Origin of the sequence: Phenylobacterium haematophilum, from assembly GCF_014196295.1 — a bacterium.
Taxonomy (GTDB): Bacteria; Pseudomonadota; Alphaproteobacteria; order Caulobacterales; family Caulobacteraceae; genus Phenylobacterium; species Phenylobacterium haematophilum.
Window position 1 is genome coordinate 149781 of sequence record NZ_JACIDK010000006.1, and the last position, 24470, is coordinate 174250.

The following is a 24470-nucleotide window of genomic DNA, read 5'->3' on the forward strand; positions in this document are numbered from 1 at the left end:
CGGCCTTCGCTTACAGCTGCCGGGACATCCGCGCCCTGCGCCGCGCAACCGGGCGCTCAGGCGGGACGGCTTGGGCAGCTGGGCGCCTGCCGCCCCCTGACGCTTCGGCGCCGTTCCATCGCTGCGCGGGTTCCATCCTGAGGTCGACGCCGCTCTGACGCGATTTCACTCCACGCGGGAGGGCCTGCTCTGCCTGGAACGCCCGCAGGTCCGCCCGCGCAACCTTACCGCGCAAGGAGGGCGCACGAGCGCGCCGTTTTGAGTTCGATGAGCCCGAAAGCGCCGCCGCCATCAAGACAGACGATCCGCGCGATGGCATGGACGCCCGTCAACGGGAGGAGCGGCCATCTCCCATCCGGTCGAACGCTTCTATCAGCGTCGTCCAGGGCGCGACGCCTTGGCGGGAAGGATCGGTGGCTGCGCGCGCCCTAGGATCATACATTTGGGCCCCGGGCGCGAGCACGTCGAGATCGAGCGCGCCCATGGCGGCGAGCAAAGTTGCCGAGGCGACGTACTCGTCCCGACGAGCGCTGACGAGTCCGAATTGGGCTTCCCGCAGCGCCTGCTCGGCGTTGAGGACGTCCAGCGGCGTCCGCAATCCGACGTCAGCTTCGCGTCGAACGCCTTCCCAGGCCGCGCTCGCGGCCCGCACCTGCTCGGCGTTACCTGCGACGCTGGCCCGGGCGGCGGTCACTTGCCGCCAAGCCTGCGACAGGGCCCGCTCCGCCTCTCGCCGGGTCTCCTCCACCTCAAGGTCAGCCGCTCCCGCGCGCGCCGTCGCCTGTCGTACGCCCGAGGCGATGAGGCCGCCGGAGGACAGCGGCAATCTGAAGACGAGCGCGGCCGCGCCGAACCGATCATAGTTGCTGAAGGGCGAAGCCCCAGCCGGGCCGCCCCCCGCCACACCCAGAGCGGCCCGGACGCTGACTTCGGGGCGGCTGCGCGCCTTCGCCTCGGCGACGCGGGCTGCGCTGGCCCGGGCGGTCGCCTCAGCCTGTCGTATCCGTGGATCGCGTTCCGCGGCGACGCGCAGAGCGTCATCCAAGGTGTGTGGCAAGGCGGCGGCGATCGGCGGTTCGGGCGCAAGGTCGACGGGCGCATGGCCGACCAGAGCCCGATAGTGATCCTGGCTGATCCCAAGCTGGGCCTCGGCGGCGGCGACGCGGGTCCGGGCCGCGGCGAGTCGGCCCTCGGTCTGGGCGAGATCCGTGCGCGTGATCACCTTTACCCGCAGGTTCGCCTGCGCCTCGTCGAACCGATGGCTCAGCACCTCTGCGCTCTCCTGGCTGATGGCGAGACGCTCCAGATCGAGTCGAACATCGACATAGGCGGCGATGACGTTGAGCAGCAGGGCCTGGTCGGCGGTGCGCAGGCCCTCGCGTCCCGCAGCCACGTCGGCCTGCGCCGCCGTGATCGCATGTGCGACCCGCCCGCCCGTGTACAGCGGCTGCTCACCGACCAGGCCGACGCCGGAAGCATTAATCTGGCCAAGCAAGGGAAGGGCGGTCTCGCTGCCGAGGACGCCTGCGGTGACGCCGAGCGTGGGCTGGTAGCCGGATCGCGCCTGCGACACGCCTTCATCAACGGCACGCTGATCTTCCCGCCGCGCCTGCAAGCCCGGATAGGTCCAGTAGGCGGCGATGAGCGCATCACCCAAGGTTTCCGCGGTCGCTTGCGAGGCGAGCAATCCCAGCGTCAAACCGAGGACCGGCGCTGACCACGTGCTCCAACGTGCCATTGTCATGGCGATCCCTCCCGCGAAACTGGAGCCCCGAGCCGCCATCGGAGCGTTGACCGCGCACGCACGCGTAACGGGCGCGCCGACCGCATCTCCTAAGGACGATGCGCGGCGCGTGCGATTACAGCGGAGGTTGGGCCGGCCTCTCGCTTCGGCTGTAAGGGCGCGACGCTGCGCAGCGTCTGCTTGCCGGGGCGTATAGGAGCCTCGGCGAGCCGGAGGTTGCGCGGGCGTGTCAGAATTTGAAGCCTTGGGGCGGCTAGGTGTCTCCCTGGCCATCGGCCTCCTTATCGGACTGGAACGCGGCTGGCGGCGGCGAAGCGCCGGGGAGGGCCGCCGCGCGGCGGGGCTTCGGACCTTGGGCTTGACCGGCCTGCTCGGCGGCGTGGTGGCGTTGACCGGATCAGACGCATCGGAAGCCCTGTTGGCCGCTGCATTCTTATCCGTCGCCCTGACGCTCGGCACGTTCCAGTTCATCGAGGCCCGGCGCACGCGAGATGCAAGCGCGACGGGCGTGATCGCCGGGCTGCTGGCGTTCGCCTTGGGCGCCTATGCGGCCCGCGGGGCGCTCCTCGTCGCTGTCGGCGCCGCCGTGGTCGCGACCGCCGTTCTCGCCTTCAAACGCCCTCTGCACGCCTGGGTGCGCGCGCTGAGTTGGGTGGAGTTGCGCGCGGTCCTGGTCTTGCTGGTCATGACGGCCCTCATCCTGCCGCTGCTTCCGGACCGGACCTTCGATCCTTGGCAGACGCTCAATCCGCGGCGAATCTGGCTGCTGGCTGTGCTGATCGCCGGCATGTCGTTTCTGGGATACGCCGCCGTCCGGATCGTGGGCGCGCGCGGTGGCCTGGTGCTCTCAGCCCTCGCCGGCGGCCTGGCTTCATCAACGGCGACGACTTTGAGCTTTGCCCGCCTAGTGCGCGGCAACCCTGGCCTCTGCACATGGCTCGCGGGTGGCAGCCTCATCTCTAGCGGGCTGATGGCCCTGCGCGTTGTCGTCCTCGCCGCGACAATTAACCCGCCGCTCGCCGTGGCCCTCGCGTGGCCGATGGGAGCTTTCGCCCTGGTGTTGGGTGTGTCTGGGGCGCTGCTGATGGCCATACGCCGCGCCGGCGCCGGGTCTCAGGCGATCACGACCCTCACCAACCCCCTCGAGTTGGCCGAGGCGCTCAAATTCGCCGGGCTGATCGCGGTGATCATGCTGCTCGGCAAGATGCTTGCGCGCGGATTTGGCGCGATCGGCGTTTACGGTCTGGCGGTCCTATCCGGCGTGGCGGACGTGGACGCCCTGACCCTGTCGGTCTCCGAGCTTGCCGGACGCGATCTGGCGGTGGAGGCCGCCGTTCTGGCGGTCAGCTTGGCGGTGGCGTCAAACACATTGTCAAAGGCAGTCATGGCGGCCGGCATCGGCGGACGAAAGCATGGCCTGCTGATCGGCGGAGCCAGTCTGATCGCCGTCGTGGCGGCGGCCTTGGTTCTCGGTGTGCGGAGCGGAACTAGCTGATCCATGTCAACGCACGACGGGTCCAACCGGTCGAGCTTGCCGAAATCGGCTCATGGACTTCTGGCTAGACGCGCCTGGTCACGCCTTGTAGAGGCGCGCCTATTTGATGGGCAGATCGCCGCCTGGGGGACTGCCCGCCCGCCACGGCGACGCGTCGGCGCGCGGTCTTGCGGACCGTGTGTCCGCCGCCGAACTGCTCCGACCACATTAGGGCAGACCTCTGCCGTTGCTTCTTCAAGCCCACGCCCGGAGATGCCGGCAAGGCCCTTTCGCGGAGCCAACTGCCCCGGCGCGTCGGGCGCGAGATGCTCTGCGCCGACCACGGGGGCGCAAGCCTATGCGCCGCTCAGCAAAGGCGTTGGGCTGAGGGAATGGAGAGCCCGTTCGGTTGGACCTCGACGCCAAGCTCGACACCGACGACGAATTCGTGATTTTGACGACCGCCCTGTCCGCCAGACGACGAATTTGCGCGCACCCGCCGCCGGCTTGGCTCCGATCCTAGTGCTACGCCGACCGACGTAGCCCGGGGCCGCGCGTAGAATTCGCCGCCCGCCGCTCGAAGCGGCCTGCCGTCCGACCAGCTTCAGTGCGGCGCCGCTGGCGCGGTGACGGAGTCCGCAGGCTTGTCCATCATCGCCTGGCACTTGTCATGCATCGCCTTCATCTCGGCGGGCGAGAGCGGCTTGCCCCTCGGGTAGCTCGTGACGCCCATCTTCTCGCGCGTGTGATCATGCGGTTGTTTGGGATCCATCATCCGACCCATGTAGGCTTTGCAGTCCTCGTGCAGCTTGTCGTCGGCCGCCTTCGCCCGCGCCTCGAGGACGCCCGGATGGTGCGCGGCGTGATCTTGAGCCATGGCGGCGTTCCCGCTCAACAAAGCCGCCGCAACGCCCGCGATGATGACTCTCATGATGATCTCCTTGGGAGACGTCGACGTGACCCTCACCTGGGGTCTGACGCATTTCCGCACGAAGCCTTACGGGCGACCGCTTCGTCGATTCGACGACGATGACGGAGGCGCGCAGCAGTCCTGAGCTGAGCGCATATCGGCCCGCGTGTCTCCATGGTCACGGCCGACATCGCAGAACACCACGCGCGCCGCCGACGCAGAGGTGAAGCCCAGCCCGAGCGCCACTGGGCTGCACGCACACGAAGGTCCTGGCCTGCGCCGGGAGGACCACCGACGTCGTGTCAGGGGCTCCGCGATATTGGGCCAGTTATCCCGTCAGCGTCATTAGGCCATCCGGCCAGCATGTCGCCGGCCGTGCGGTCGGCCAAGGACGGTCGTCACCAAAGGAGGCGGACACCCGCGACAAACCGTCGATCCATCGCGGCGTCTCCGTCGGCCCGCTTCAAATCTGCGGTGGCGCCCAGGGATCGGTCCCATACATAGCCGACGTAGGGTGCAAACCTGCGGCTCATCACATAGCGCAACCGAATCCCGAGCTCGACATTGCTCACGCCATCGCCGACACCGCGAGCCTTCTCGCTGCGGCTGTAGAGGTTCGTCTCGCCTTGGGGCGTGAGGACCAGCCGGTTTGTCAAGCGCAGGTCCTGCGAGGCCTTCAGACGCGCGGAGAGCCGTCCATCATCGCCAAGATATCCTGTCACTTCGACGTCAAACCAGTAGGGCGCCAGACCTTCCACGCCCGCGGCGAGCCAAGTATGGGCGCCTGGACCGATGTCGCGCCTGACCCCCGCCACGCGGCCCCAGAACGGGCTGTAGGCGTGCCACCACATGGCTTCGAGATCAGAGTTCGCCTCCAGCTTCGAGCCGGAGACCTTGGAGCCCTGGGTGCGCAGCAGGAGCTTGTCGTTATCGCCGCCGTGGAAGAACTGGGCCGACCAAGCCATTCCATCCCCCGCGTCGCCAGAGACGAATTCCAGTTCGTCGATCAGAGCGAGCCCGAGCGGGATCTGATCGGTCTTCTCGAAGCCGGCCATCCCCGTGTACTCGAAGCCGTCAGCAAAGGCGTTCGGGTCTCGCGCGCCTTCCGGGGCGGATCCGCCTTGCATCCCGCCCATCTCCATGGCGGCCGCGCCGGCCGGCGATGGGCTATCACCCGGCATGTCGGCCGATACAGAATGAGCAGGCGGGGCGGTCGCGTGATCGTGGGCAGGCGGGGCGGGTAGGCTCTGGGCCAGGCCCGGCGTGGCAGGAAGCATCAGGGCGCCGATCGTTGCGACGACCGCTCGGGTGAGAGCCATGCGCTGGGGGATTGAAGTCCAGGTCATGCGACCACCACTTCGCGGAACATGCCCGCGGCCATGTGATAGAGGAGATGGCAGTGGAAGGCCCATCTGCCGGGGGCGTCGGCGGTCACGGCGAAGCTGACGCGCTGCGCGGGTTGCACCGAGATCGTGTGCTTCCTGACCTGAAAGGTCCCGTCGGGGGCCTCCAGTTCGCTCCACATCCCGTGGAGATGCATGGGATGGGCCATGGTGGAATCGTTGACGAAGGTGATGCGAAGGCGTTCGCCCTGACGGAAGTGGATCGGCTTTGCGTCGTTCAGCTTCAGACCATCGAGCGACCAAATGAAGCGTTCCATATTGCCGGTCAGATGCAGCTCGATCTCGCGATCGGGCGCCCTGGGGTCGAGTGCGCCGCCGACCGTGCGCAGGTCCGCATAGGTCAGGACACGCCGACCATTCCGTCTCAGGCCTGCGCCGGGATCGTCTAGGTTGGAGCGTGGGTAGTCGACGCGCATATCCGTGGTCGGACCGTACTCGGTACGCGCGTGGCGAGCCTTTGGCGCCATTTGGGTCATGCCATGACCGGCATGGGGACCCGACATCGCAGCCATCGCGCCCATCATGTCGATCGGATCGAGCCAGGGCTGCGCATCAAGGGGAGGCACCTCGGCCGTCATGCCCTCCTGCGCCGCCAACGTGCCGCGGGTGAAGCCGGTCCGGTCCATCGACTGGGCGAAGATCGTGTAGGCCCGGTCGTCCGGGATCTGGACGACGACATCATAGGTCTCGCCGGGTCCGATGCGGAATTCGTCGACAGTCACCGGTTCGACCCGCTGCCCATCGGTGGAGACGACCGTCAGCTTCAGGCCAGGTATGCGCACGTCGAAATAGGTCGCGGTGCCCGCGCCGATGAAGCGCAGGCGCACGGTCTCGCCCGTCTTGGCGATCGCCGACCAGTTCTCCCTTGGGGGCGTGCCGTTCATCAAATAGGTGTAGGTCGTGGCGGAGACGTCGCTAAAGTCCTTCGGACTCATCCGCGCGCGGTTCCACATCTCGCGTTTGGCGATCGCCGCAGCGACGCCGTCGCGCGACACGTCGCCGAAGAAGTCGCCGACCGTGGGCTGGGCGAAATTGTAGTAGCCGCCCATCTTCTTCAGGTTCAGGAAGACCTGCAGCGGGTTCTCGTCGGTCCAATCGCTCAGAATGATCGGATAGTCGCGATCCGAGGCGATGGGGTCCACATCACGGGGTTCGGCGATGATGGCCCCATAGAGGCCGGTCTGCTCCGCCAACGTATGGGCGTGATACCAGAAGGTGCCGCTCTGTCGGACCGTGAACCGATAGGTGAAGGTCTCTCCCGGCGCGATGCCTGGAAAACTGATCCCCGGCACGCCATCCATGTCTGCGGGGACGATCATCCCGTGCCAAGGGATCGTCGTCATTTCCTTGAGCCGGTTGGCGACGCGGATCGTGACCGCATCGCCTTCCCGCACGCGCAGGACAGGACCGGGCACCAGGCCGTTGACGGCCGTCGCGAAGCGCATCCGCCCGGTCGGATCGAAGGCGATCTGCGTCACCTCGAGATCAAACTCGGTTCCGGTCAGCTCGACCGGCTGCGGGGCTCTTGGCAGGGCCCAAGCCTTCGTCCCCAGGGCTCCAAGGGCCGTCACCGCCGCGCCGGCCTGCAGTAGGCGCCGTCGCGGGAACGCCGCCGCGCCGCTGCGCTGTCGCCTTAGATCATCCATCATTGCTAAAATCTCTCCTGGGGACGCGTGACCAAGGCGCCGCCGCGGCTTGGCGCTCGGCGTCGGTCGCCAGGGATGACGCGGCTAGAGGCGAAGCATTACGCGACCAGCGCACGTACACCTGGCAGCGTCGCCGGGCGGCCTCCATGGCCTCTCGGACCGCGCGTTGGCCCGCCGGGCCGTCGATGTCTCTGCCGGAGGCCTACCAACGCCACGGGGGGTCAAACGGCGGGTTTGGGGGCCGTCTTAGAGATGGCGGGCCGACGATGCCCCTTTGGCTCGCCCAGCCGGGTGCGCTTTAGCAACAGCGCGTTGATGGCGACGATCGCCGAGCTTCCGGACATCGAAAGCGCGGCGATCTCCGGGCTCAGGGTGATCGGGTAGAGCACGCCTGCGGCCAAGGGAAAGGCCACGACATTGTAGCCGACCGCCCACCAGAGATTCTGGTGCATCTTGCGCAAGGTGGCGCGGGAAAGCTCGATCGCCTTCACCACATCCAGGGGATCGCTGCGCATCAAGACCACGTCGGCGCTTTCGATCGCGACGTCGGTGCCTGCGCCGATCGCGAAGCCGACGTCAGCCTGAGTGAGCGCCGGCGCGTCATTGACGCCATCGCCGACCATGCCGACCTTGTTGCCCTGGCTCTGGAGCTCCTTGATCTTGGCGGCCTTGTCGCCGGGCAGCACGTCGGCGAGGACGATGTCGATTCCGAGCTCGTCGCCGATCCGCTGCGCCGTCCCGGCGTTGTCGCCGGTGAGCATGGCGACCTTGACGCCCAGCGCCTGGAGCTGGCGGATGGTCTCGCCAGCCGTGGGCCGGGTGGCGTCGGCGATGGCGACGAGGCCGATCAACTGGCCGTCCCGCGCCAGATGCACGACGGTCCGCCCCGAACCCGCAAGCCGCGCCGCCTCGTCGGCAAGCGCGCCGAGCGCGATCTTGCGCTCATCCATCAGTCGCCGGTTGCCGAGCAGGACGGCCTTTCCATCGACCCGCGCCTCAGCGCCGCGTCCTTCCAAAGCCTTGAACTCGGCGGCGGCGGGAATGGTCAGTTGCGCCGCGCGCTCTAGGATCGCCACCGCCAAGGGGTGTTCAGACCCTTTCTCGATCGCTGCGGCGGCGGTGATCACCGCAGTTTCGTCGAAGCCCGCCGCCGCAACCACCTGCACGACCTTCGGCTGCCCCATGGTCAGAGTGCCGGTCTTATCGAGGACGATCACGTTGAGCTTCACGGCGTTTTCGAGCGCGCCCGCATCCTTGATCAGGATGCCGTGTTTGGCGCCCAGCCCGGTGCCGACCATGATCGCCATGGGGGTGGCCAGGCCAAGCGCGTCGGGGCAGGCGATCACAAACACGGTGATGGTCAGGGTCATGGCGAACAGCAGGGTCTGGCCGACAACCCAGAACCACACAGCAAAGGTCAGCAGGCCGATGGCGATCGCCGCCAGTACAAGCCATTGGGAGGCCCGATCCGCCAGGAGCTGGGCAGGCGCCTTGGAATTCTGGGCCTCCTGTACGAGTTTGACGATCTGGGCGAGCGCCGTGTCTGAACCGACCTTGGTCGCGCGATAGCGGATGACACCGGCCTTGTTGATCGCGCCGCCCACGATCGTGTCGCCGGCCTTCTTCGAGACGGGCATCGATTCGCCCGTGAGCATGGACTCGTCGATCTCTGACGCGCCGTCTTCGATCACCCCATCGACGGGGATCTTGCCGCCGGGGCGAACGACGACCAGTTCGCCGACCAGCACCTCGGACGTCGGCACTTCCTTTTCCACGCCGTCGCGCTCGACCATGGCCATGGGCGGGGCGAGGTCCATGAGACCGCGGATCGCGTCCGATGCGCCGGCGCGCGCCCGCATCTCCAGCCAGTGTCCCAGGAGGATGAAGACCAGCAGGAGCGCGGAGGCCTCGTAGAATTGATCGGCCTTGAAGAAGAAGGTCGCGCCGACGCTGAAGAGATAGCCCGTGCCGACGCTTAGCAGGACCAGCACCGCCATGTTGAACACCCCCCGGCGAAGGGCGCGAATTGCAGCGATGACGAAGGGCCAGCTGGGCCAGAGGATGGCGGCGCTGGCAAGCACGAACAGGGTGCGGTCGAGATCCCAGCCGAAGGGGGGCGGAACCCGCAGGAAGTCCATTCCCATCGGCGCCAGCAGGAAGATCGGGATGGTGAAGCCGAACGCCACGAAGAAGCGATTGCGCATGTCCCGGGCCATGGTCTCCATGTCCATGCCGGGGCCGTGGCCCATATCCGCCATGGCGTCATCGCCAGCCTCGGTGGATTTCGCGCCGGCGGGTCGGGGCGACCCGGCATGACGGGCATGACCGGCGTGACCGGCGTCCGCGCCATGTGGGTGGCCGGGCGCTTTCGGATTGTCGGGCCCCACCGTGTCGGAGCCCGGCGCGCAAACATGGCGGGGCACGACCTCGCCGCTGCAGTGAAAGCCGCAATCCTGGACCGCATCGCGCAAGGCCCCCACATCGGTCGTGGCCTCGTCATAGGTCACTGTCGCCGAAGCCGACGCAAAATTGGCGGAAACGGTTCGCACGCCCGGTAGGGCGCGCAACCGCTTCTCGACCACGAGCGGATCGAGCGGCGTGCGGAAACTGGTGACATCGACCGTGGTGGTTTTCACAGGGCTCACTCGCGTTGGCGTGGGGAGATAGGCGTCGAGGCGCGCGTCAGTTGGTCAAGCCGCCGGCTTGGCGCCGGTCGCCCAGGCGCGGAATGAAGGCCGGCGTGGTGCGTCTGTAGGCGCGGTAGGCTTCGCCGAACACCGCTTCGGTGTCCCGCTCTTCGGCGACCGCCAGACGCCAGTACATGATCACCAGGACCGGGAACATCAGGACGGTCAGGATGGTCGGCCATTGCAGGAGGAAGCCGAACATGATCAGCACGAAACCATCATATTGCGGATGGCGCACCTTGGCGTAGAGACCCGAGGTCGCCAGTACGCCATCTCTTTGCGCGCGGTAGAGGATCGGCCACGCGGCTGAGATCAACCAGAAGCCCGCGCCGATGAACACGAAGCTGAGGATGTGGAAGGGCCCGAAATGCGGGTTGGCGCGCCACCCGAACATCTCCTCCAGCAAATGTCCTGCGTCGTGGGACAGCCAGTTGACCTCTGGGAAGCGCGTCTGCAGCCACCCCGAGAGAAGGTAGATGGTCAGAGGGAAGCCGTACATCTCCGTGAACAACGCCACGACGAAGGCGCTGAACCCGCCAAAGGCGCGCCAGTCCAGCCGTGTCTTCGGCTTGAAGAAGCTGAAGGCGAAGAAAATGAACAGCACGGAGTTCAGGACCACGAGGGACCAGAGACCGTAGGCGGGGGTTGTGTCGTGCACCAGGGCCTCCTTCAATGGCGATGCGGGGGATCGGTCGGGCCGGTTTGGGCGTCACCATCGGATTCCCGCCGACCGTGGCCGCCATGTCCGCCGTGCATCGTCATGTGCAGTAGTGGACACAGCGCCAGCAGCAACAGGATCGGGAGCCAGCCCAACACATGCGCCCGATGCTCGGTGAACAGCAGACCCACGAGCGCCAGGACAAAGACCGCGATCACCAGTTTTCCGATGGCCCCGGTCCAGGGCTTCGAGGATGGGCGCGTGGTCTCGCCTTGCTTTATCGACATGGGGGGTCCTGGACGTTTCATCGGGCCTGCTCATAGCTGAAGACGGCTCTTGCCGGATCGTGCTGGGGTCCCGCGCGAGCCACGCGAAATGTCAGGCCGTGACGGCCGGGATCGCGCAGCGAGACGTACCCGCCATAGGTGGTGGCCCCCTCGATCCTCATGGGTTCGAGCGGCAAGGTTGCGCGGCCAAAATGGCCGGGGCCCGACACGGTCAGCGACACCGTGGCGTCTTCGATTCGCGCCTTGGTCTTCGCATCAAAGCCCGCGAGGACGCCAATGCGGCGGCTGTCGATGAGGGTCATGGGGCTCTCCAGCCACTCCATAGCGCGTCGCGGACCACAGCCGCTGCAGGAGGAGACGCGCGCCGGCCGGTAATCTTACACGTTACGACGGCGCCCCCGCCGATGCGGTCGCCGGCGGCTGTCTATATCGGCGGTGGCCTCTCCTCCTTCTCGGCCATGTCGCCCAGGGACGATGCGCCTGCGTCCGCCCGGCCCGCGGCGTGGCGCATCCAACCGAAGAGCTCACGGCCGTAGCCGGGCTTGGAGCCAGGATTGGCCGCCGCGTCGCGGCGCATCAACTCCGATGCATCTACGCGGATGGTCAGGGCGCCGTTGGGCGCGTCGATCCGGATGATGTCGCCGGACTGGACGCGAGCCAGCGGCCCGCCCTCGGCGGCCTCCGGCGTGACATGGATGGCGGCCGGGACCTTGCCCGACGCCCCCGACATCCGCCCGTCGGTGACCAGCGCCACCTTGAAGCCCTTGTCGAGCAGGACGCCGAGCGGCGGGGTCAGGTTGTGCAGCTCCGGCATGCCATTGGCTTTGGGCCCCTGGAAACGGACGACGGCAACGAAGTCCTTGTTGAGCTCGCCGCGCCCGAAGGCGGCCTGCAGCTCGTCCTGGTCCTCGAACACCACTGCCGGGGCCTCGATGACCAGGTGCTCGGGCTTGACCGCCGAGGTCTTGATCACCGCCCGGCCCAGGGGCCCGTTCAGCAGGCGAAGGCCGCCCTCGGCCTGGAACGGATCGTCCACCGGCCGCAGGATGTTGGGGTTGAGCGAGGTCGCCGTCCCCTCGCGCCAGACGAGCTTGCCGCCGTCGAGGAAGGGCTCGGTCTGGAAGCGGCGCAGGCCAGGGCCGGCGACGGTCATGACATCGTCGTGGGCGAGGCCGGCGTCCAGCAGCTGGCGCACGACAAAAGCCATGCCGCCGGCTGCATGGAAGGCGTTCACGTCCTCGCTGCCGTTCGGATAGACCCGCGCGATCAGCGGGGTGACCCGGGAGAGGTCGTCGAAATCCTCCCAGGTCAGCTGGATGCCGGCCGCGCGGCCCATGGCGATGAGGTGGAGCGTATGGTTGGTGGAGCCGCCGGTGGCGAGCAGGCCCGCCAGCGCGTTCACCAGGCTCTTGACGTCCACCACCTGGGCCATCGGCGTATAGGCATTGGAGCCGTCGCGGATATCCACCGCCCGCTTGGGCGCGGCGGCCACCAGGGCGTCACGCAGCGGCGTGTTGGGATGCACGAAGGCCGAGCCCGGCAGGTGCAGGCCGGTCATCTCCATCATCATCTGGTTGGAGTTGGCGGTGCCGTAGAAGGTGCAGGTGCCGGGGCCGTGGTAGGACGCCATCTCGCTGTCGAGCAGTTCCTCCCGCGTCGCCTGCCCCTGCGCGTAGAGCGCGCGCACCTTCGCCTTCTGGGCGTTGGAGATGCCCGAGGTCATCGGCCCGCCGGGCACGAAGATCACCGGCAGGTGGCCGAAGGCGAGCGCGCCGATCGTCAGCCCCGGCACGATCTTGTCGCAGATGCCCAGCATCAGGGCCGCGTCGAAGGCGTCATGGGTGAGCGCCACGGCGGTCGCCATGGCGATGACGTCGCGGGAGAACAACGACAGCTCCATACCGGGCCGGCCCTGGGTGACCCCGTCGCACATGGCCGGTACGCCGCCGGCGTACTGGGCCGTGGCGCCGACTTCACGGGCTGCGGTCTTGATGATCGCCGGGAAGCGCTCCAGCGGCTGATGGGCCGAAAGCATGTCGTTGTAGGCGCTGACGATGGCCAGGTTGGGCGCCGTCGGGTTGCGCATCGTCGCCTTGTCGGCGTCGCTGTCCGCCGCGAAAGCGTGCGCAAAGTTGGCGCAGGAGAGCTTCGCCCGTCCGGTCCCGGCCGAGCGCGCGTGCTCCATGCGCTCCAGGTAGTCGGCGCGGGTCTCGCGGCTGCGTTCGACGATTCGTTCGGTGACTTCCGCCGTGACCGGATGCATCATATGTCCTCCTCTGGTGGCCGTGGTCCCGCCAGCCTTGACCCGCCTTGGTCGATCGGCGCGCGCGCCTGTCGTTCGCCGCTAGTCGCCGCTGATGTTGTTCGAACCGCGTGTCGAAGTCTCTGCGGCGACCCTGAGTGAAGATCGCCCCTCGCGGATCGCTTTCCCATTCACCACGGCCGGACAAGGCGTCGCGTTATGGGGGTCGCCAGCGACGTCAGACGCCGCGGCCTCGATAAGATCTCGAACGTCCGATCCGGGCAGAGTCTCATGCTCCAGAAGCGCCGCCGCCAGCCGCCGCAGTTCGCCGGATCTTGCGGTGAGGATCATCCTCGCTCTGGCTTGCCCCTCGTCGACGATGCGCCGGATTTCCTTGTCGATGATCTGCGCGGTCGCCTCGGCGATATTCGACCGCCGGGCGCCGACGTGGCCGAGATGGCTCGACGGGTCCTGTTCCTCGTAGCCGAGCGGCCCCAGACGGTCGCTGAAGCCGAACTCAGTCACCATCCGACGCGCCAGGTGGGTGGCTTGGCGCAGGTCGTCGCTGGCGCCCGTGGTGACGCTGTCCTTTCCGAACACCAGTTCCTCGGCCACTCGGCCGCCGAACATCATAGCGATCTTGGCCTCGAGCTCCTGCCGCGTGTAGCCGTACCGGTCGCGCTCCGGCAGCAAGAGGGTCACACCGAGGGCGCGCCCGCGCGGGATGATCGTCACCTTGTGCAGGGGATCGTGGCCCGGCGTGCAGAGGGCGACCAAGGCATGGCCGGCCTCGTGAAAGGCGGTGACCTCCCGCTCGGCCTCGGTCATCGCCAACGAACGCCGCTCGGACCCCATCAGGATCTTATCCTTCGCCGCCTCCAGATCGGCCGCCCCGATATGCTCGGCCCCTCGGCGCGCCCCGAGGAGGGCCGCCTCATTGACCAGGTTGGCCAGTTCCGCGCCGGAAAAGCCGGGCGTGCCCCGGGCGATCTGCTTGACGTCCACGTCCGCCGCCAGTGGCGTGGCGCGCAAGTGGACCTTGAGAATGTGCTCACGTCCGATGATGTCTGGCGGGTCGACCGCGATCCGCCGGTCGAAGCGACCGGGGCGGAGCAGGGCGGCGTCGAGGACATCTGGTCGGTTGGTGGCCGCGACGAGCACAACGCCTTCATTGGGCGCGAAGCCATCCATTTCGACCAGGAGCTGGTTCAGGGTCTGGTCGCGCTCGTCGTTGCCCCCGCCGAGGCCGGCCGCCCGGTGGCGGCCCACGGCGTCGATCTCGTCGATGAAGACGATGCAGGGAGCGCAAGCACGCGCTTGAGCGAAGAGGTCGCGGACCCGCCCGGCGCCGACGCCCACGAACATCTCCACAAACTCGGAACCGGAAAGGCTGAGGAAGGGAACCCCCGCCTCGCCCGCGATGGCGCGCGCGAGCAAGGTCTTGCCGGTCCCGGGCGGACCCATCAACAGGCAGCCGCGGGGGATCTTGGCGCCCAGCCGGCGGAATTTTTCGGGCGCCCTGAGGAAATCCACGAGCTCCCTCAGATCCTGCTCGGCCTCCTCGACCCCCGCGACATCTTCGAACGTGACCTTCTCGCTGTTCGGAGGCGATAGTCTCGCCTTTGATCGACCAAAGCCCATGGGCGCGGGGCTTCCACCGCCGGATCGCGGTTGCGAGGTCCTTCCGGAACCGACCGACACCCCGACCAGGAACAGGATGGCCGAGACGGCCACAAGGGCGCCGATCCAAGGCCAACCCGCACCCGTCCTGGCGGCCGTGACCTTGACGCCACGGGCGAGGAGCGAGGACACCATGTTCGGATCGTCCGGCGTGGTCGTGCGAAAACGCGTTCCGTCCGATAGTTGACCTTGGACGAAGTGGTCGTCGATGATGACTTCTCGGACGAGGCCCTCCTGCACCTTACGCATGAAGTCCGAATAGGCGGTGGACGTTTCCGTTGAGGTGACCGGGACTGAGGCCGCGGCGCTGTCGATCGCCTCAGCACGTCCCGAGCCAGCAAGGCCCAGGCTCATCATGATGACCGCAGCAGCGAAGCCAGTGCAGGATGTGGTCACGCGGGACATGGCTCGCACTCCCAGAAAAGCTAGCGCGGGGCCGAGCGCGCCATGCGGTGTCTAGGACGTGGTCAGCGGCTCTCGGTTACAGCCGGCCCGGCTTTGGGCCTTGTCCCTACGTGACGAAGGCCAATCGGCGCGAGCCCGCGGGGTCCGACGTCAGCCTTTGGCGGACGATCGTGCGAACGCCTCGAAGAAGCGACCGAACTCGACGGGGAAGGGGAAGACGATGGTCGAACTCTTCTCCCCGGCGATGGCGGCCAAGGCGCCGAGATAGCGGAGCTGCATGGCTTCCGGCCGTCCGGAGAGGGTCTCGGCCGCCTCCAACAGTTTTTGCGCCGCCTGCTGTTCGCCCTCTGCGTTGATCACCCGCGCGCGGCGTTCGCGTTCTGCCTCCGCCTGGCGCGCGATCGCTCGGACCATGGTTTCTTCGATGTCGACGTGCTTGATTTCGACATTGGCGACCTGAATGCCCCAGGCCGTGGTTTGGGTGTCGATGATCTCTCGGATGTCCTTGTTCAGCTTGTCGCGCTCGGCGAGCATCTCGTCGAGGTCGTGCTTTCCCAGCACCGAACGCAGCGTCGTCTGGGCCAGCTGACTGGTCGCATCGACATATTGTTCAACCTGGATGATCGCGCGTTCCGGATCGACTACCCGAAAATAGATCACCGCGTTCACATGGACTGAGACGTTATCTCGGGAGATGAGATCTTGCGTCGGCACATCCAGCACGATCGTTCGTAGATCCACACGCACGATTGTCTGCACGAAGGGGAAAATGAGAATGAGGCCCGGGCCTTTGACGCCGGAGAATCGACCTAGGGTGAAGAGCACCGCGCGTTCATATTCGCGCAGGATGCGGATCGTTCCGGCCAACAGCGCCAGAAGGCCAATGACGACGAGGATTGCTAGGGTGAGACTGCCGGTCATCTTCTGCTCCTGTATGATCAAGGCCTGCGGAACTTCCTGTTCTTCGCGCGCCTGACGCCATGAGGGCGGCGGCGCGCGCGCACTGGCTGTGAAGGATTCACCCGCAGCCCAGTGAGGACTCACGAACTCAACTGGCGAACCGCCACCCTCCGCGTCGGCGTCGGAACGGGTCTGTTGATCAGAGACGCGATACCATCTTGGCGATTACAGGGACGCGCCAGCTTACGGTGAGGCAGCGACAGTGGGAGCCCCCGCGCCGGGGCCTATGGCGCGGGCTCACGGCGCGATTTTACGAGCCGGGCTGCGAGCGGGCCCTCTTGGGGGCCCTCGCCGGCCCACCGCGTTTCACTGGTCGTGGTGGGAGGCCCCGCTCGTCCGGACCGCCCAACGCTCTGTAAGGTCAGACCCGCCGCGGCGTCTTTGGGATCGTGGTCTCCAAGAGACGGCCGTTTGCCGGGTCAGGCCGCTGAGGGACGATGACGGGCCACACCAGGGTTGGCGACACACGCGGGCGGGCCTGACGATTTAGATCAATCCCACCCATTGCTCAGGCTCGGGCGGGCTCAGGACCGGATAAGGAGCGGAACGCATGGACATCGTGGTCTTTGAAGCTGAGGAGTGGGAGGCAAAGGCCTGCGCCGCGCTCACCCCGCACCACACGCTCAGCTGCACGAAGGCGCCGCTCCGCCGCGACACCGTCGGCGCCTATGCGATGGCGGAAGCTATCAGCCCCTTCGTCGAGTCTGATCTCCGCCGTGACGTCTTGGAGTGCCTGCCTCGCCTGAAGCTCATCGCCACGCGCTCCACCGGCTTTGATCACATCGACCTGGCCTATTGCCGAAGCGCAGGCGTCACCGTCTGCAACGTGCCGGACTATGGTGATCACACAGTCGCCGAGCACGCCTTCGCCTTGCTCCTGTCGTTGATCCGAAAGATTCCCGAGGCTGGCGACCGCGTCCGCCGTGGGGACTTTTCGACGCGGGGGCTGCGCGGCTTCGAACTGGCCGGCAAGACCTTGGGCGTGATCGGCGCCGGCCGCATCGGACGCCGGGCGATCGAGATCGGCCGAGGGTTCTCCATGGAGGTCCTGGCCTTCGACATGGCGCCAGATCTTCAGGCCGCTCAAGACCTCGGCTTTCAGTATGTGGACTTTGTCGACCTCCTGTCCGCCGCCGACGTCATCACCGTTCACGTTCCGGGCGGCGGCGGCAGCCAGGGCCTGATCTCAGATCCGGAATTCGCGCTGATGAAGCCCGGTGCGATCTTGATCAACACCGCCCGCGGCGGCGTCGTCGATCCTGAGGCCCTCATCCGGGCGATCGATTCCGGACGACTCGGCGGCGCCGGTCTGGATGTGATCGCCGAGGAGAAGGCGCTTCGTGACGAGGCGGAGATCTTCAGAAGCGGGTCCGGGCTCCAGCCCGATCAGTTGCGAACCATGATCGCCGACCACGCGTTGCTGCGCTTTCCGAACGTGCTGATCACGCCTCACATCGCCTACGATACACGCGAAGCGGTCGGCCGCATCATCGACACCAGCCTCGCCAACATCGAGGCGTTCGCGCAGGGCGCGGCGCAAAATGTCGTTCGCTGAGCTCATTCCGCCGCGACCGCGTAAGCAATGCGTCAGTTGGACGTCTATGGAGCCGACGGCTCCTGCGCCGTGCCTTTCGGAGCCGCTTCCGATGTCACATCCAGATGCGCGCAATCCCGCACACGCATCAAAGGTGGGCGAAGGACCGCGACGGGCGCGCGCCTTGCGTGACCTCTCGTCCCTTGCGCCGATGCGACTTTCGGCGCCCCTCTGTCCGGCTGGCCGGCTCTATGCCGGCCTTCATCGACCTCTTGGCGGGTGATCCGGCAGTGGCGCAGACGGCTCTTCCAACCGGAATCGACGCCCCCCGATCATCGACTGGGGCCAAGAATATTCGGCAGGGGCGCCTCGTCGCCGTGCGGGGCACAGTATTGGACGTCGAATTCCTGGCGGGCGATCTGCCAGAGATCAACGACGCGCTCGTAATCGAATGGAGCGGGCCGGAGCCGTTGGTCGCCGAAGTTCTGACCCATCTCAACGAACATCGCGTCCGCGCTGTGGCGATGCAGAGCGCCGAGGGGTTGCGCCGTGGGCTGGTGGTCCGATCTGCCGGCGGGCCGATCGCGGCGCCGGTCGGCGAGGCCCTGCTGGGACGACTCGTGGACGTCCTGGGCGTGCTGCGTGACGGCGGCCCTCCCATCCCCGCTGAGACGCCCCGCTGGCCAATCCACCGTCCGCCGCCGACGCTGGCCCGGCAGAGCGGCGCGCCCACGCTGCTGGAGACTGGCATCAAGGTCATCGACTTGCTGGCGCCGCTCGCACGGGGCGGCAAGGCGGGCCTGTTCGGCGGCGCCGGTGTCGGCAAGACCGTGCTGGTCACCGAATTGATCCGCACCATGGGCGAGACCTATGGCGGAATCTCAGTCTTTGCGGGTGTCGGCGAGCGGTCCCGCGAAGGCCATGAGATGTTGCTGGAGATGCGCAGATCCGGCGTCCTGGAGCGGACGGTGCTGGTCTATGGTCAGATGAATGAACCCCCCGGCGCGCGCTGGCGGGTGGCGCTCAGCGCCTTGACGATCGCCGAGTATTTCCGTGACGAGAAGAAGCGCGATGTGCTTCTGCTGATGGACAATGTGTTCCGCTTCGTCCAAGCGGGGGGCGAAATCTCCGGCCTGCTAGGGCGTCTGCCCTCCCGGGTCGGCTACCAGCCCACCCTCGCCACAGAGGTGGCGGGGCTGGAAGAGCGCATCGCCTCGGTTCCCGGCGCGGCCGTGTCGGCGATCCAGGCCGTCTATGTTCCGGCCGACGACTTCACCGATCCGGCGGTCACAGCGCTGTTCAATCATTTTGACGGCGCCGTCGTTCTGTCGCGCGCCATGGCCGCCCAGGGCATGTATCCTGCGGTCGACCCGCTGCGCTCAAATTCGGTCCTGCTGAACGCCAGCGTCGTGGGGGAAGCCCACTACCGTCTGGCGGAGGACGTCCGGTCCACCCTTGCGAGATACCGCGACCTCCAGGACATCATCGCTCTGCTCGGGATGGACGAACTGAGCGCCGACGACCGCCGCACAGTGGTTCGCGCCCGTCGCCTGCAGCGGTTCCTGACCCAGCCGTTCCAGGTCACCGAGGCCTTCACGGGCAAGCCGGGTCGCACGGTTCCGGTCGGCAAGACGGTCGCCGGCTGTCAAGCCATCCTGGAGGGCGAAGCCGACGCCTGGGCCGAGAGTTCGCTCTACATGGTCGGCGACCTGGAGGAGGCGCGCGCCCGACAGGCGCAGGCGACACCCGAGGGTACGGCGTCATGAAGCTTCTCATCACCTCGCCTAGCAAGGTCACGGTCGATCATGACGACATCGCCGCCATACGCGCCGAGGACGCGAGCGGAGAGTTTGGGCTGCTGCCCCACCATGCGGACTTCATGACGGCGCTGAGCATATCTGTCCTCAGTTGGCGCCATCTCGATGGGCGGCAAGGGTATTGCGCCGTACGCGGCGGGCTTCTGACGGTGAACCGCGGCGAGGTCGCGGTCGCGACCCGCGAAGCGATCGTGGGCGATGACCTTGCCGCGCTCGAAGCGATTGTTGGTGATCGGCTTCGGGCGGACGCCGAGCAGGACCGCCAGGCGCGGGCTCACTCGGAACATCTGAGAATCCAGGCCATCCGACAGATCGTCGGCTATCTGCGACCTGGTGCGAGCGACGTCAGGGCGGCCCCCTCATGAGGCCGCCGCTCGACCCCTCGCCCGGCGACGTCGAGAGCGCACTTCAGCGCGCCGTCGCCCAGCGCGCCAAACGCCGGGCCTTCTGGCAGACCCACGGCGAGAGGTCGCTGGCGCAGAATCTGGCGATGATCGGGGCGCTCGGATGGCTAGTCATCACGCCGACCCTCGCCGGTGTCTTCCTGGGGCGGTGGCTCGACCGGCGCTTCGACGTCGGCATCTTCTGGACGGGGGCGTTGCTGACGGCCGGATTGGCGACCGGCTGCGTGATCGCCTGGCGGCGCGTCCAGCAGATCCAGCGGGAGGACGAGGCATGACCGGAGACGAGATCGGGCGTTTGGCGATCTTCGGCGTCGCGGGCCTTGCGCTGGGCGGGGCGAGCCTCGCGTCGTTACGGTTCAACACGAGGCTCTATATGAGCGGCGATTTGTGGAGACCCATCGGCCTGCACATCGTGCGCCTGGCCGTCCTGGCCGCCGTGCTAATCTGGGCGGCCCACGCAGGCGCGGGGCCGCTGATCGCCATCGCGGCGGGCCTAGTGCTGGCGCGGCCGCTGACCCTGCGGCTGCTGGCGAGGGTCGGATGATCACCTCGCCCCTGACCGCTCAGGTGCTCTTCCACATCGGGCCAGTTCCGATCACCGAGCCGGTGGTCGTCACCTGGGGTCTGATGGCGGCGCTGACGACGACCGGCCTATTGGGAACGCACAAGCTGCGGCTCGATGCGAAGCCCGTCCAGGCCACCCTGGAGCTGCTGATCTCCGCGGTGCGCGACCAGATCCGCGAGACGATGCGGAACGATCCCGAGCCCTACCTGCCGTTCCTGGCGACCCTGTTCATCTTCATCGTCTCGGCCAATCTGCTGGCCCTGCTTCCGGGCGTCGAGCCCCCGACCGCGCATCTTGAAACCGACGCCGCGCTGGCGATCATCGTCTTCCTCGCCGTCCACTACTTCGGCGTCCGCGCGCGCGGCCTCGGCGGCTACCTCGCCGATTTCGCCAAGCCGACCTGGATCATGTTGCCACTCAACCTGCTGTCCGAGGTCACCCGGACCTTCTCGCTGATGGTCCGCCTGTTCGGCAACATCATGAGCGGGGTCTTCATCATCGGCATCGTGCTGTCCCTGGTCGGCCTGCTCGTACCGATCCCGTTCATGGCGCTCGAACTGCTCACCGGCCTGATCCAGGCCTACATCTTCACCGTCCTGGCGATGGTCTTCATCGGCGGCGCGGTCGGACACACCCCCTCGTCCTCCAGGAGCCCGCGATGAACTACCTGCCCCACATCAGCATCCTGGCCGCGGCCTTCGCGGTCGGCATGGGCGCCATCGGCCCCGCCCTGGCCGAGGGCAAGGCGGTGGCGGCGGCCATGGACGCGATCGCTCGCCAGCCGGACGCGGCGGGTGTGATTTCGCGGACGCTGTTCGTCGGCCTGGCCATGATCGAGACCATGGCCATCTACGCCCTGGTGATCGCGCTCCTGGTCCTGTTCGCCAATCCGTTCGTGCGTTGAGATGCAGTTCGACCTTTGGACCCTGGGCCTGCAGGCCGCCAATTTCCTGGTGCTGGTCTGGCTGCTGCACCGGTTCCTCTATCGTCCGGTGCTTGCGATTCTCGCGGCGCGGAAGGCCGCGACCGACAAGTTGACTGCGGACGCCGAGGCCGCCAAGGCGGCGGCTGAGACCGTTCGGCTCGACCTGGAGCGCCAACGCGCCTCGATCGAGCAGGATCGCCACGCCGCCTTGAAGGCGGCGCACGAGGCGGCCGACGCGGAGAGCAAGGCGGTGCTCGCCAGGGCGCGGGCCGAAGCCGAGGCGCTCGGACAGGCGGCGCAGGCCGAATTGGCGCAGGAGCGGGCCGCAATCGTCGCCTCTTCGGGAACCGACGCCGCCCGGCTCGCCATCGGCATGGTGCGTCGTCTGGTCGACGACCCCGCTGCGACATCCCTCCAGACGCACCTGCTCAACCTCGCCTGCGAGGACCTCCGCGCCCTGCCGGCCGAGACGAAGCGGCAGATCGCAGAGCGTCTCTCGACGCGCCAAGGCTCGCCGCAGGTGGTGACGGCGACGCCGCTGGACGAGACGGCCCAGGACACCGTGGCAGGGATACTGACCAAGACGTTCGGCGCGCCGCTGGCCCCGGTGTTCCGGGTCGATGCGAATCTGCTGGCCGGCGTGGAGATCCATTTTCCCTTCACGATTCTGCGGCGCTCATGGGCTGAGCGCCTGAAACAGCTGGAAACCGAGGTGATCAATGCCGACCCCGCTACGATCGTCGCTTGACCGCTGGCTGGAGGCGGCGGAGGGGCGCCTGGCTTCGACCGCCCTGGAATCGCGCCCCGAACAGATCGGCGTGGTCGAGGAGGTGGGCGACGGGATCGCCTTCGTGAGGGGGCTTCCGGACCTGGCGGCCAATTCGCTCATGCGCTTCGAAGGCGGCGCCACCGGGTTCGCCCATACCCTTGAGGACGATCGGGTCGGATGCGTCCTTCTCGACCTGGGTCGGGTCGAGGCCGGCGAGCAGGTCCATGGCCTGGGCGCGCCGGTGGGCACGCCCGTGGGGGAGGGCCTCCTCGGCCGAATCGTCGATCCCCTGGGCCGGCCGCTCGACGACGGGCCGCCGATCAGCGCCGTGCGGCATGATCCGGTGGAACGTGCGGCGCCGAGCATCATCGATCGCGACCTGGTGACGCAACCCCTGCAGACGGGCGTCAAACTCATCGACGCCTTGCTGGCGCTCGGCCGCGGGCAGCGCGAGCTGATCATCGGTGATCGCGAGACCGGCAAGACGGCGCTGGCGACCGACGCCATCATCAATCAGCGGGGCGGCGACGTCATCTGCATCTATGTGGCGATGGGACAGAAATCCTCGTCCGTGCGGCAGGTCATCGATGCGGTCGGAACCTATGGGGATCCAAAGCGATGCATCTTCGTGGTCGCTGGGTCGGCGACGGCGCCCGGCCTGCAGTGGGTCGCACCCTATGCCGGCTTCACCATGGCGGAGTTCTTTCGCGACCGCGGCGACCATGTGTTGATCATCCTCGATGACCTGACGAAGCATGCCGCGACCCATCGGGAATTGTCCCTGCTGATGCGACAACCGTCCGGTCGCGAGGCCTATCCAGGCGACATCTTCCATGTCCAGGCCAAGATGCTCGAACGCGCGGCGAAGCTTTCGTCGGACCGCGGCGGCGGGTCGCTGACGGCGCTGCCCATCGCCCAGACCGAAGCCGGCAATCTCAGCGCCTACATCCCGACCAATCTCATTTCGATCACAGACGGACAGATCGTCCTCAGCACAAAGCTCTTTGACGAAGGTCAGAAGCCTGCCGTCGATGTCGGTCTCAGCGTCAGCCGGGTCGGCGGCAAGACCCAGACGCCGGTCCTGCGCGACCTGGCGGAAAACCTTCGGCTCGACTACGCCCAGTTCCTCGAGCTTGAGCTGTTCACCCGGTTCTCGACGACGCTCGACCCGCACACCCAGGCGCAGATCGACCACGGTCGGCGGATTCGCGCCATCCTCACCCAACCGCAATATGCGCCCTTGCCGCTCGGGCACGAGGTCGGCGAACTGCTGGCCCTCCACGATGGGATGCTGGATGGCTTGGCGCTTGACCAGATCGAGGCGTTCAAACGCCAGCTGGGGCCTTGGCTGGATGAGCGGTGCAAAGGCCCGTTGGCGCGACTCGAGGCCGATGGGCGGGTCAGCGCCGGCGACCGCGAACAGATCGCAGCGGCGATCACCGCCCTCGCGGCCACCTTCAAAGCCAAGTCCGGTGAGACTCGACCATGACCGCGCTGGTCGACGCACAAGCCCGTATCCGTAGCGTGCGAAAGCTGAAGATGGTGGTCGACGCGATGCGCGGAATCGCCGCGGCCCATGCTCAGCAGGCGCGAAGCGCGCTCGGCGGCTTCCGAGCCTATGGCGAGGTCATCAACGCCGGATTGCAACGGGCGTCGACGACCCTCACGCTGGACGCGCGACCTCCAGCCGCGGCCGGGCGCAACGCTGTGGTCGTCTTCGCCGCCGAGCACGGTTTCGCGGGGGCGTTCTCCGAGCGGGTCTTGGCGTCATTGGGGGCCCACGAAGTCTCGGAGGTCTTCTTGCTCGGCGGCCGCGGTCTCGTTCTGGCGCAGCAGCGCCGTTTGCCCCTCGCTTGGACGTCCGCGATGGCGAGCCGGATCGCAGGGGTGGACGCCACCGCGCGACGTGTGGCCGACGCCCTTTACGGGAGTTTCGTGAAGGATCAGATCTCGCGGGCTGAGATCCTCTACACGGTCACGACCGGCGCAACCGGGTTTGCGGCCGTTCGCAAGCCGCTCCTTCCCCTTGACCTGGGACACGGGCCGACGGCTGGTTCCGGGCCGCCGCCATTGACCAATCTGCCCCCCGGTCGTCTGATCGAACAGCTGGTGGGCGAGTATATGTTCGCTGAGCTGGCGCTGGCGGCGCTGGAGAGCTTCGCCAGCGAGAACGCCGCGAGGCTGGCGACCATGGAATCGGCGCGTCTCAACATCGAAGACAAGCTCGACGAACTGACCCGGCAGGAACGGTTGTTGCGACAAGAACAGATCACCGCTGAGGTGCAGGAAGTGACATCCGGCGCCCTCTCGGCGGACGATCGGGTCCGACAGTAGACGCTGCGGCTGGCGCGGCGACCCGT

The 24470-nt window shown here is 67.3% G+C and carries 22 protein-coding genes; 11 read left to right on the top strand and 11 right to left on the bottom strand.

Going from position 1 to position 24470, the window contains the following annotated elements; all coding sequences use genetic code 11:
• Positions 1-328: 328 nt before the first annotated feature.
• Positions 329-1783 (bottom strand): TolC family outer membrane protein, encoded by a 1455-nt coding sequence (locus tag GGQ61_RS18195; protein WP_183775933.1) that lies wholly within the window; start codon positions 1781-1783, stop codon positions 329-331.
• 187 nt (positions 1784-1970) lie between these two features.
• Here GGQ61_RS18195 and GGQ61_RS18200 point away from each other — a divergent pair, with 187 nt between their 5' ends.
• Entirely contained in the window at positions 1971-3239 is a 1269-nt protein-coding gene (locus tag GGQ61_RS18200; protein WP_183775935.1) for a DUF4010 domain-containing protein, read from the top strand.
• A 583-nt stretch (positions 3240-3822) separates the two neighbouring features.
• Here the strand turns inward: GGQ61_RS18200 and GGQ61_RS18205 are convergent.
• The 10 genes from GGQ61_RS18205 to GGQ61_RS18250 form a co-directional block, all read right to left on the bottom strand.
• A complete protein-coding gene (locus tag GGQ61_RS18205; RefSeq protein ID WP_183775937.1) occupies positions 3823-4149 on the bottom strand; it encodes a hypothetical protein in 327 nt (108 codons plus the stop codon).
• Positions 4150-4526: 377 nt separating this feature from the next.
• A complete protein-coding gene (locus GGQ61_RS18210; RefSeq protein WP_221221119.1) occupies positions 4527-5447 on the bottom strand; it encodes a copper resistance protein B in 921 nt (306 codons plus the stop codon).
• 23 nt (positions 5448-5470) lie between these two features.
• Entirely contained in the window at positions 5471-7180 is a 1710-nt protein-coding gene (locus tag GGQ61_RS18215) for a copper resistance system multicopper oxidase (protein WP_221221120.1), read from the bottom strand.
• 218 nt (positions 7181-7398) lie between these two features.
• Positions 7399-9813 carry a heavy metal translocating P-type ATPase gene (locus tag GGQ61_RS18220; protein WP_183775939.1) on the bottom strand — a complete coding sequence of 805 codons (2415 nt, stop codon included), beginning with the start codon at positions 9811-9813 and terminating at the stop codon, positions 7399-7401.
• Positions 9814-9859: 46 nt separating this feature from the next.
• Positions 9860-10522 (bottom strand): methyltransferase, encoded by a 663-nt coding sequence (locus GGQ61_RS18225; RefSeq protein WP_183775941.1) that lies wholly within the window; start codon positions 10520-10522, stop codon positions 9860-9862.
• An 11-nt stretch (positions 10523-10533) separates the two neighbouring features.
• Positions 10534-10809, bottom strand: coding sequence for a DUF2933 domain-containing protein (locus GGQ61_RS18230; protein WP_183775943.1), 276 nt, complete (start codon positions 10807-10809; stop codon positions 10534-10536).
• Between the two features lie 17 nt (positions 10810-10826).
• Positions 10827-11111 carry a KH domain-containing protein gene (locus tag GGQ61_RS18235; RefSeq protein ID WP_183775945.1) on the bottom strand — a complete coding sequence of 95 codons (285 nt, stop codon included), beginning with the start codon at positions 11109-11111 and terminating at the stop codon, positions 10827-10829.
• Positions 11112-11233: 122 nt separating this feature from the next.
• Positions 11234-13075, bottom strand: a complete 1842-nt coding sequence (edd, locus tag GGQ61_RS18240; RefSeq protein ID WP_183775947.1) for a phosphogluconate dehydratase — start codon at positions 13073-13075, stop codon at positions 11234-11236.
• Between the two features lie 78 nt (positions 13076-13153).
• A complete protein-coding gene (gene ftsH / locus GGQ61_RS18245; RefSeq protein WP_246371070.1) occupies positions 13154-15136 on the bottom strand; it encodes an ATP-dependent zinc metalloprotease FtsH in 1983 nt (660 codons plus the stop codon).
• 150 nt (positions 15137-15286) lie between these two features.
• Positions 15287-16057, bottom strand: coding sequence for a slipin family protein (locus GGQ61_RS18250; protein WP_183775949.1), 771 nt, complete (start codon positions 16055-16057; stop codon positions 15287-15289).
• A gap of 589 nt (positions 16058-16646) precedes the next feature.
• Here GGQ61_RS18250 and GGQ61_RS18255 point away from each other — a divergent pair.
• The 10 genes from GGQ61_RS18255 (at position 16647) to GGQ61_RS18300 (ending at position 24444) form a co-directional block, all read left to right on the top strand.
• Positions 16647-17651: a hydroxyacid dehydrogenase gene (locus GGQ61_RS18255; protein ID WP_183775952.1), complete on the top strand. Its 1005-nt coding sequence runs from the start codon at positions 16647-16649 to the stop codon at positions 17649-17651.
• Positions 17652-17881: 230 nt separating this feature from the next.
• Positions 17882-19396, top strand: a complete 1515-nt coding sequence (gene atpD / locus GGQ61_RS18260; protein ID WP_183775954.1) for a F0F1 ATP synthase subunit beta — start codon at positions 17882-17884, stop codon at positions 19394-19396.
• The gene (locus GGQ61_RS18265) at positions 19393-19812 is read left to right on the top strand and encodes a F0F1 ATP synthase subunit epsilon (protein ID WP_183775956.1); all 420 of its coding nucleotides are present in this window, start codon (positions 19393-19395) and stop codon (positions 19810-19812) included. Before atpD ends, GGQ61_RS18265 begins: the two co-directional genes overlap by 4 nt.
• Positions 19809-20126 (top strand): AtpZ/AtpI family protein, encoded by a 318-nt coding sequence (locus GGQ61_RS18270; RefSeq protein ID WP_183775959.1) that lies wholly within the window; start codon positions 19809-19811, stop codon positions 20124-20126. Before GGQ61_RS18265 ends, GGQ61_RS18270 begins: the two co-directional genes overlap by 4 nt.
• The gene (locus tag GGQ61_RS18275; protein WP_183775961.1) at positions 20123-20395 is read left to right on the top strand and encodes an N-ATPase subunit AtpR; all 273 of its coding nucleotides are present in this window, start codon (positions 20123-20125) and stop codon (positions 20393-20395) included. Before GGQ61_RS18270 ends, GGQ61_RS18275 begins: the two co-directional genes overlap by 4 nt.
• On the top strand, positions 20392-21078 hold the full coding sequence (locus tag GGQ61_RS18280) for a F0F1 ATP synthase subunit A (protein WP_183775963.1): 687 nt from the start codon (positions 20392-20394) through the stop codon (positions 21076-21078). Before GGQ61_RS18275 ends, GGQ61_RS18280 begins: the two co-directional genes overlap by 4 nt.
• Positions 21075-21320 carry a F0F1 ATP synthase subunit C gene (locus GGQ61_RS18285; protein ID WP_183775965.1) on the top strand — a complete coding sequence of 82 codons (246 nt, stop codon included), beginning with the start codon at positions 21075-21077 and terminating at the stop codon, positions 21318-21320. Before GGQ61_RS18280 ends, GGQ61_RS18285 begins: the two co-directional genes overlap by 4 nt.
• A gap of 1 nt (position 21321) precedes the next feature.
• A complete protein-coding gene (locus GGQ61_RS18290; RefSeq protein WP_183775967.1) occupies positions 21322-22089 on the top strand; it encodes a F0F1 ATP synthase subunit delta in 768 nt (255 codons plus the stop codon).
• Entirely contained in the window at positions 22061-23599 is a 1539-nt protein-coding gene (locus GGQ61_RS18295; RefSeq protein WP_183775969.1) for a F0F1 ATP synthase subunit alpha, read from the top strand. The genes GGQ61_RS18290 and GGQ61_RS18295 overlap by 29 nt, the downstream gene beginning before the upstream one ends.
• Positions 23596-24444 (top strand): F0F1 ATP synthase subunit gamma, encoded by an 849-nt coding sequence (locus GGQ61_RS18300; protein WP_183775971.1) that lies wholly within the window; start codon positions 23596-23598, stop codon positions 24442-24444. Before GGQ61_RS18295 ends, GGQ61_RS18300 begins: the two co-directional genes overlap by 4 nt.
• Positions 24445-24470: the final 26 nt, after the last annotated feature.

Excerpts from the sequence above, each read along its gene's own strand:
- GGQ61_RS18250 (WP_183775949.1), bottom strand. The coding sequence starts at position 16,057 with ATGACCGGCAGTCTCACCCTAGCAATCCTCGTCGTCATTGGCCTTCTG.
- atpD (WP_183775954.1), top strand. The coding sequence starts at position 17,882 with ATGCCGGCCTTCATCGACCTCTTGGCGGGTGATCCGGCAGTGGCGCAG.
- GGQ61_RS18235 (WP_183775945.1), bottom strand. The coding sequence starts at position 11,111 with ATGACCCTCATCGACAGCCGCCGCATTGGCGTCCTCGCGGGCTTTGAT.
- GGQ61_RS18210 (WP_221221119.1), bottom strand. The coding sequence starts at position 5,447 with ATGGCTCTCACCCGAGCGGTCGTCGCAACGATCGGCGCCCTGATGCTT.
- edd (WP_183775947.1), bottom strand. The coding sequence starts at position 13,075 with ATGATGCATCCGGTCACGGCGGAAGTCACCGAACGAATCGTCGAACGC.
- GGQ61_RS18270 (WP_183775959.1), top strand. The coding sequence starts at position 19,809 with ATGAGGCCGCCGCTCGACCCCTCGCCCGGCGACGTCGAGAGCGCACTT.
- GGQ61_RS18300 (WP_183775971.1), top strand. The coding sequence starts at position 23,596 with ATGACCGCGCTGGTCGACGCACAAGCCCGTATCCGTAGCGTGCGAAAG.
- GGQ61_RS18215 (WP_221221120.1), bottom strand. The coding sequence starts at position 7,180 with ATGATGGATGATCTAAGGCGACAGCGCAGCGGCGCGGCGGCGTTCCCG.
- GGQ61_RS18195 (WP_183775933.1), bottom strand. The coding sequence starts at position 1,783 with ATGGCGGCTCGGGGCTCCAGTTTCGCGGGAGGGATCGCCATGACAATG.
- GGQ61_RS18230 (WP_183775943.1), bottom strand. The coding sequence starts at position 10,809 with ATGTCGATAAAGCAAGGCGAGACCACGCGCCCATCCTCGAAGCCCTGG.
- GGQ61_RS18265 (WP_183775956.1), top strand. The coding sequence starts at position 19,393 with ATGAAGCTTCTCATCACCTCGCCTAGCAAGGTCACGGTCGATCATGAC.
- GGQ61_RS18295 (WP_183775969.1), top strand. The coding sequence starts at position 22,061 with ATGCCGACCCCGCTACGATCGTCGCTTGACCGCTGGCTGGAGGCGGCG.
- GGQ61_RS18285 (WP_183775965.1), top strand. The coding sequence starts at position 21,075 with ATGAACTACCTGCCCCACATCAGCATCCTGGCCGCGGCCTTCGCGGTC.
- GGQ61_RS18280 (WP_183775963.1), top strand. The coding sequence starts at position 20,392 with ATGATCACCTCGCCCCTGACCGCTCAGGTGCTCTTCCACATCGGGCCA.
- GGQ61_RS18275 (WP_183775961.1), top strand. The coding sequence starts at position 20,123 with ATGACCGGAGACGAGATCGGGCGTTTGGCGATCTTCGGCGTCGCGGGC.
- GGQ61_RS18255 (WP_183775952.1), top strand. The coding sequence starts at position 16,647 with ATGGACATCGTGGTCTTTGAAGCTGAGGAGTGGGAGGCAAAGGCCTGC.
- GGQ61_RS18205 (WP_183775937.1), bottom strand. The coding sequence starts at position 4,149 with ATGAGAGTCATCATCGCGGGCGTTGCGGCGGCTTTGTTGAGCGGGAAC.
- GGQ61_RS18290 (WP_183775967.1), top strand. The coding sequence starts at position 21,322 with ATGCAGTTCGACCTTTGGACCCTGGGCCTGCAGGCCGCCAATTTCCTG.
- ftsH (WP_246371070.1), bottom strand. The coding sequence starts at position 15,136 with ATGTCCCGCGTGACCACATCCTGCACTGGCTTCGCTGCTGCGGTCATC.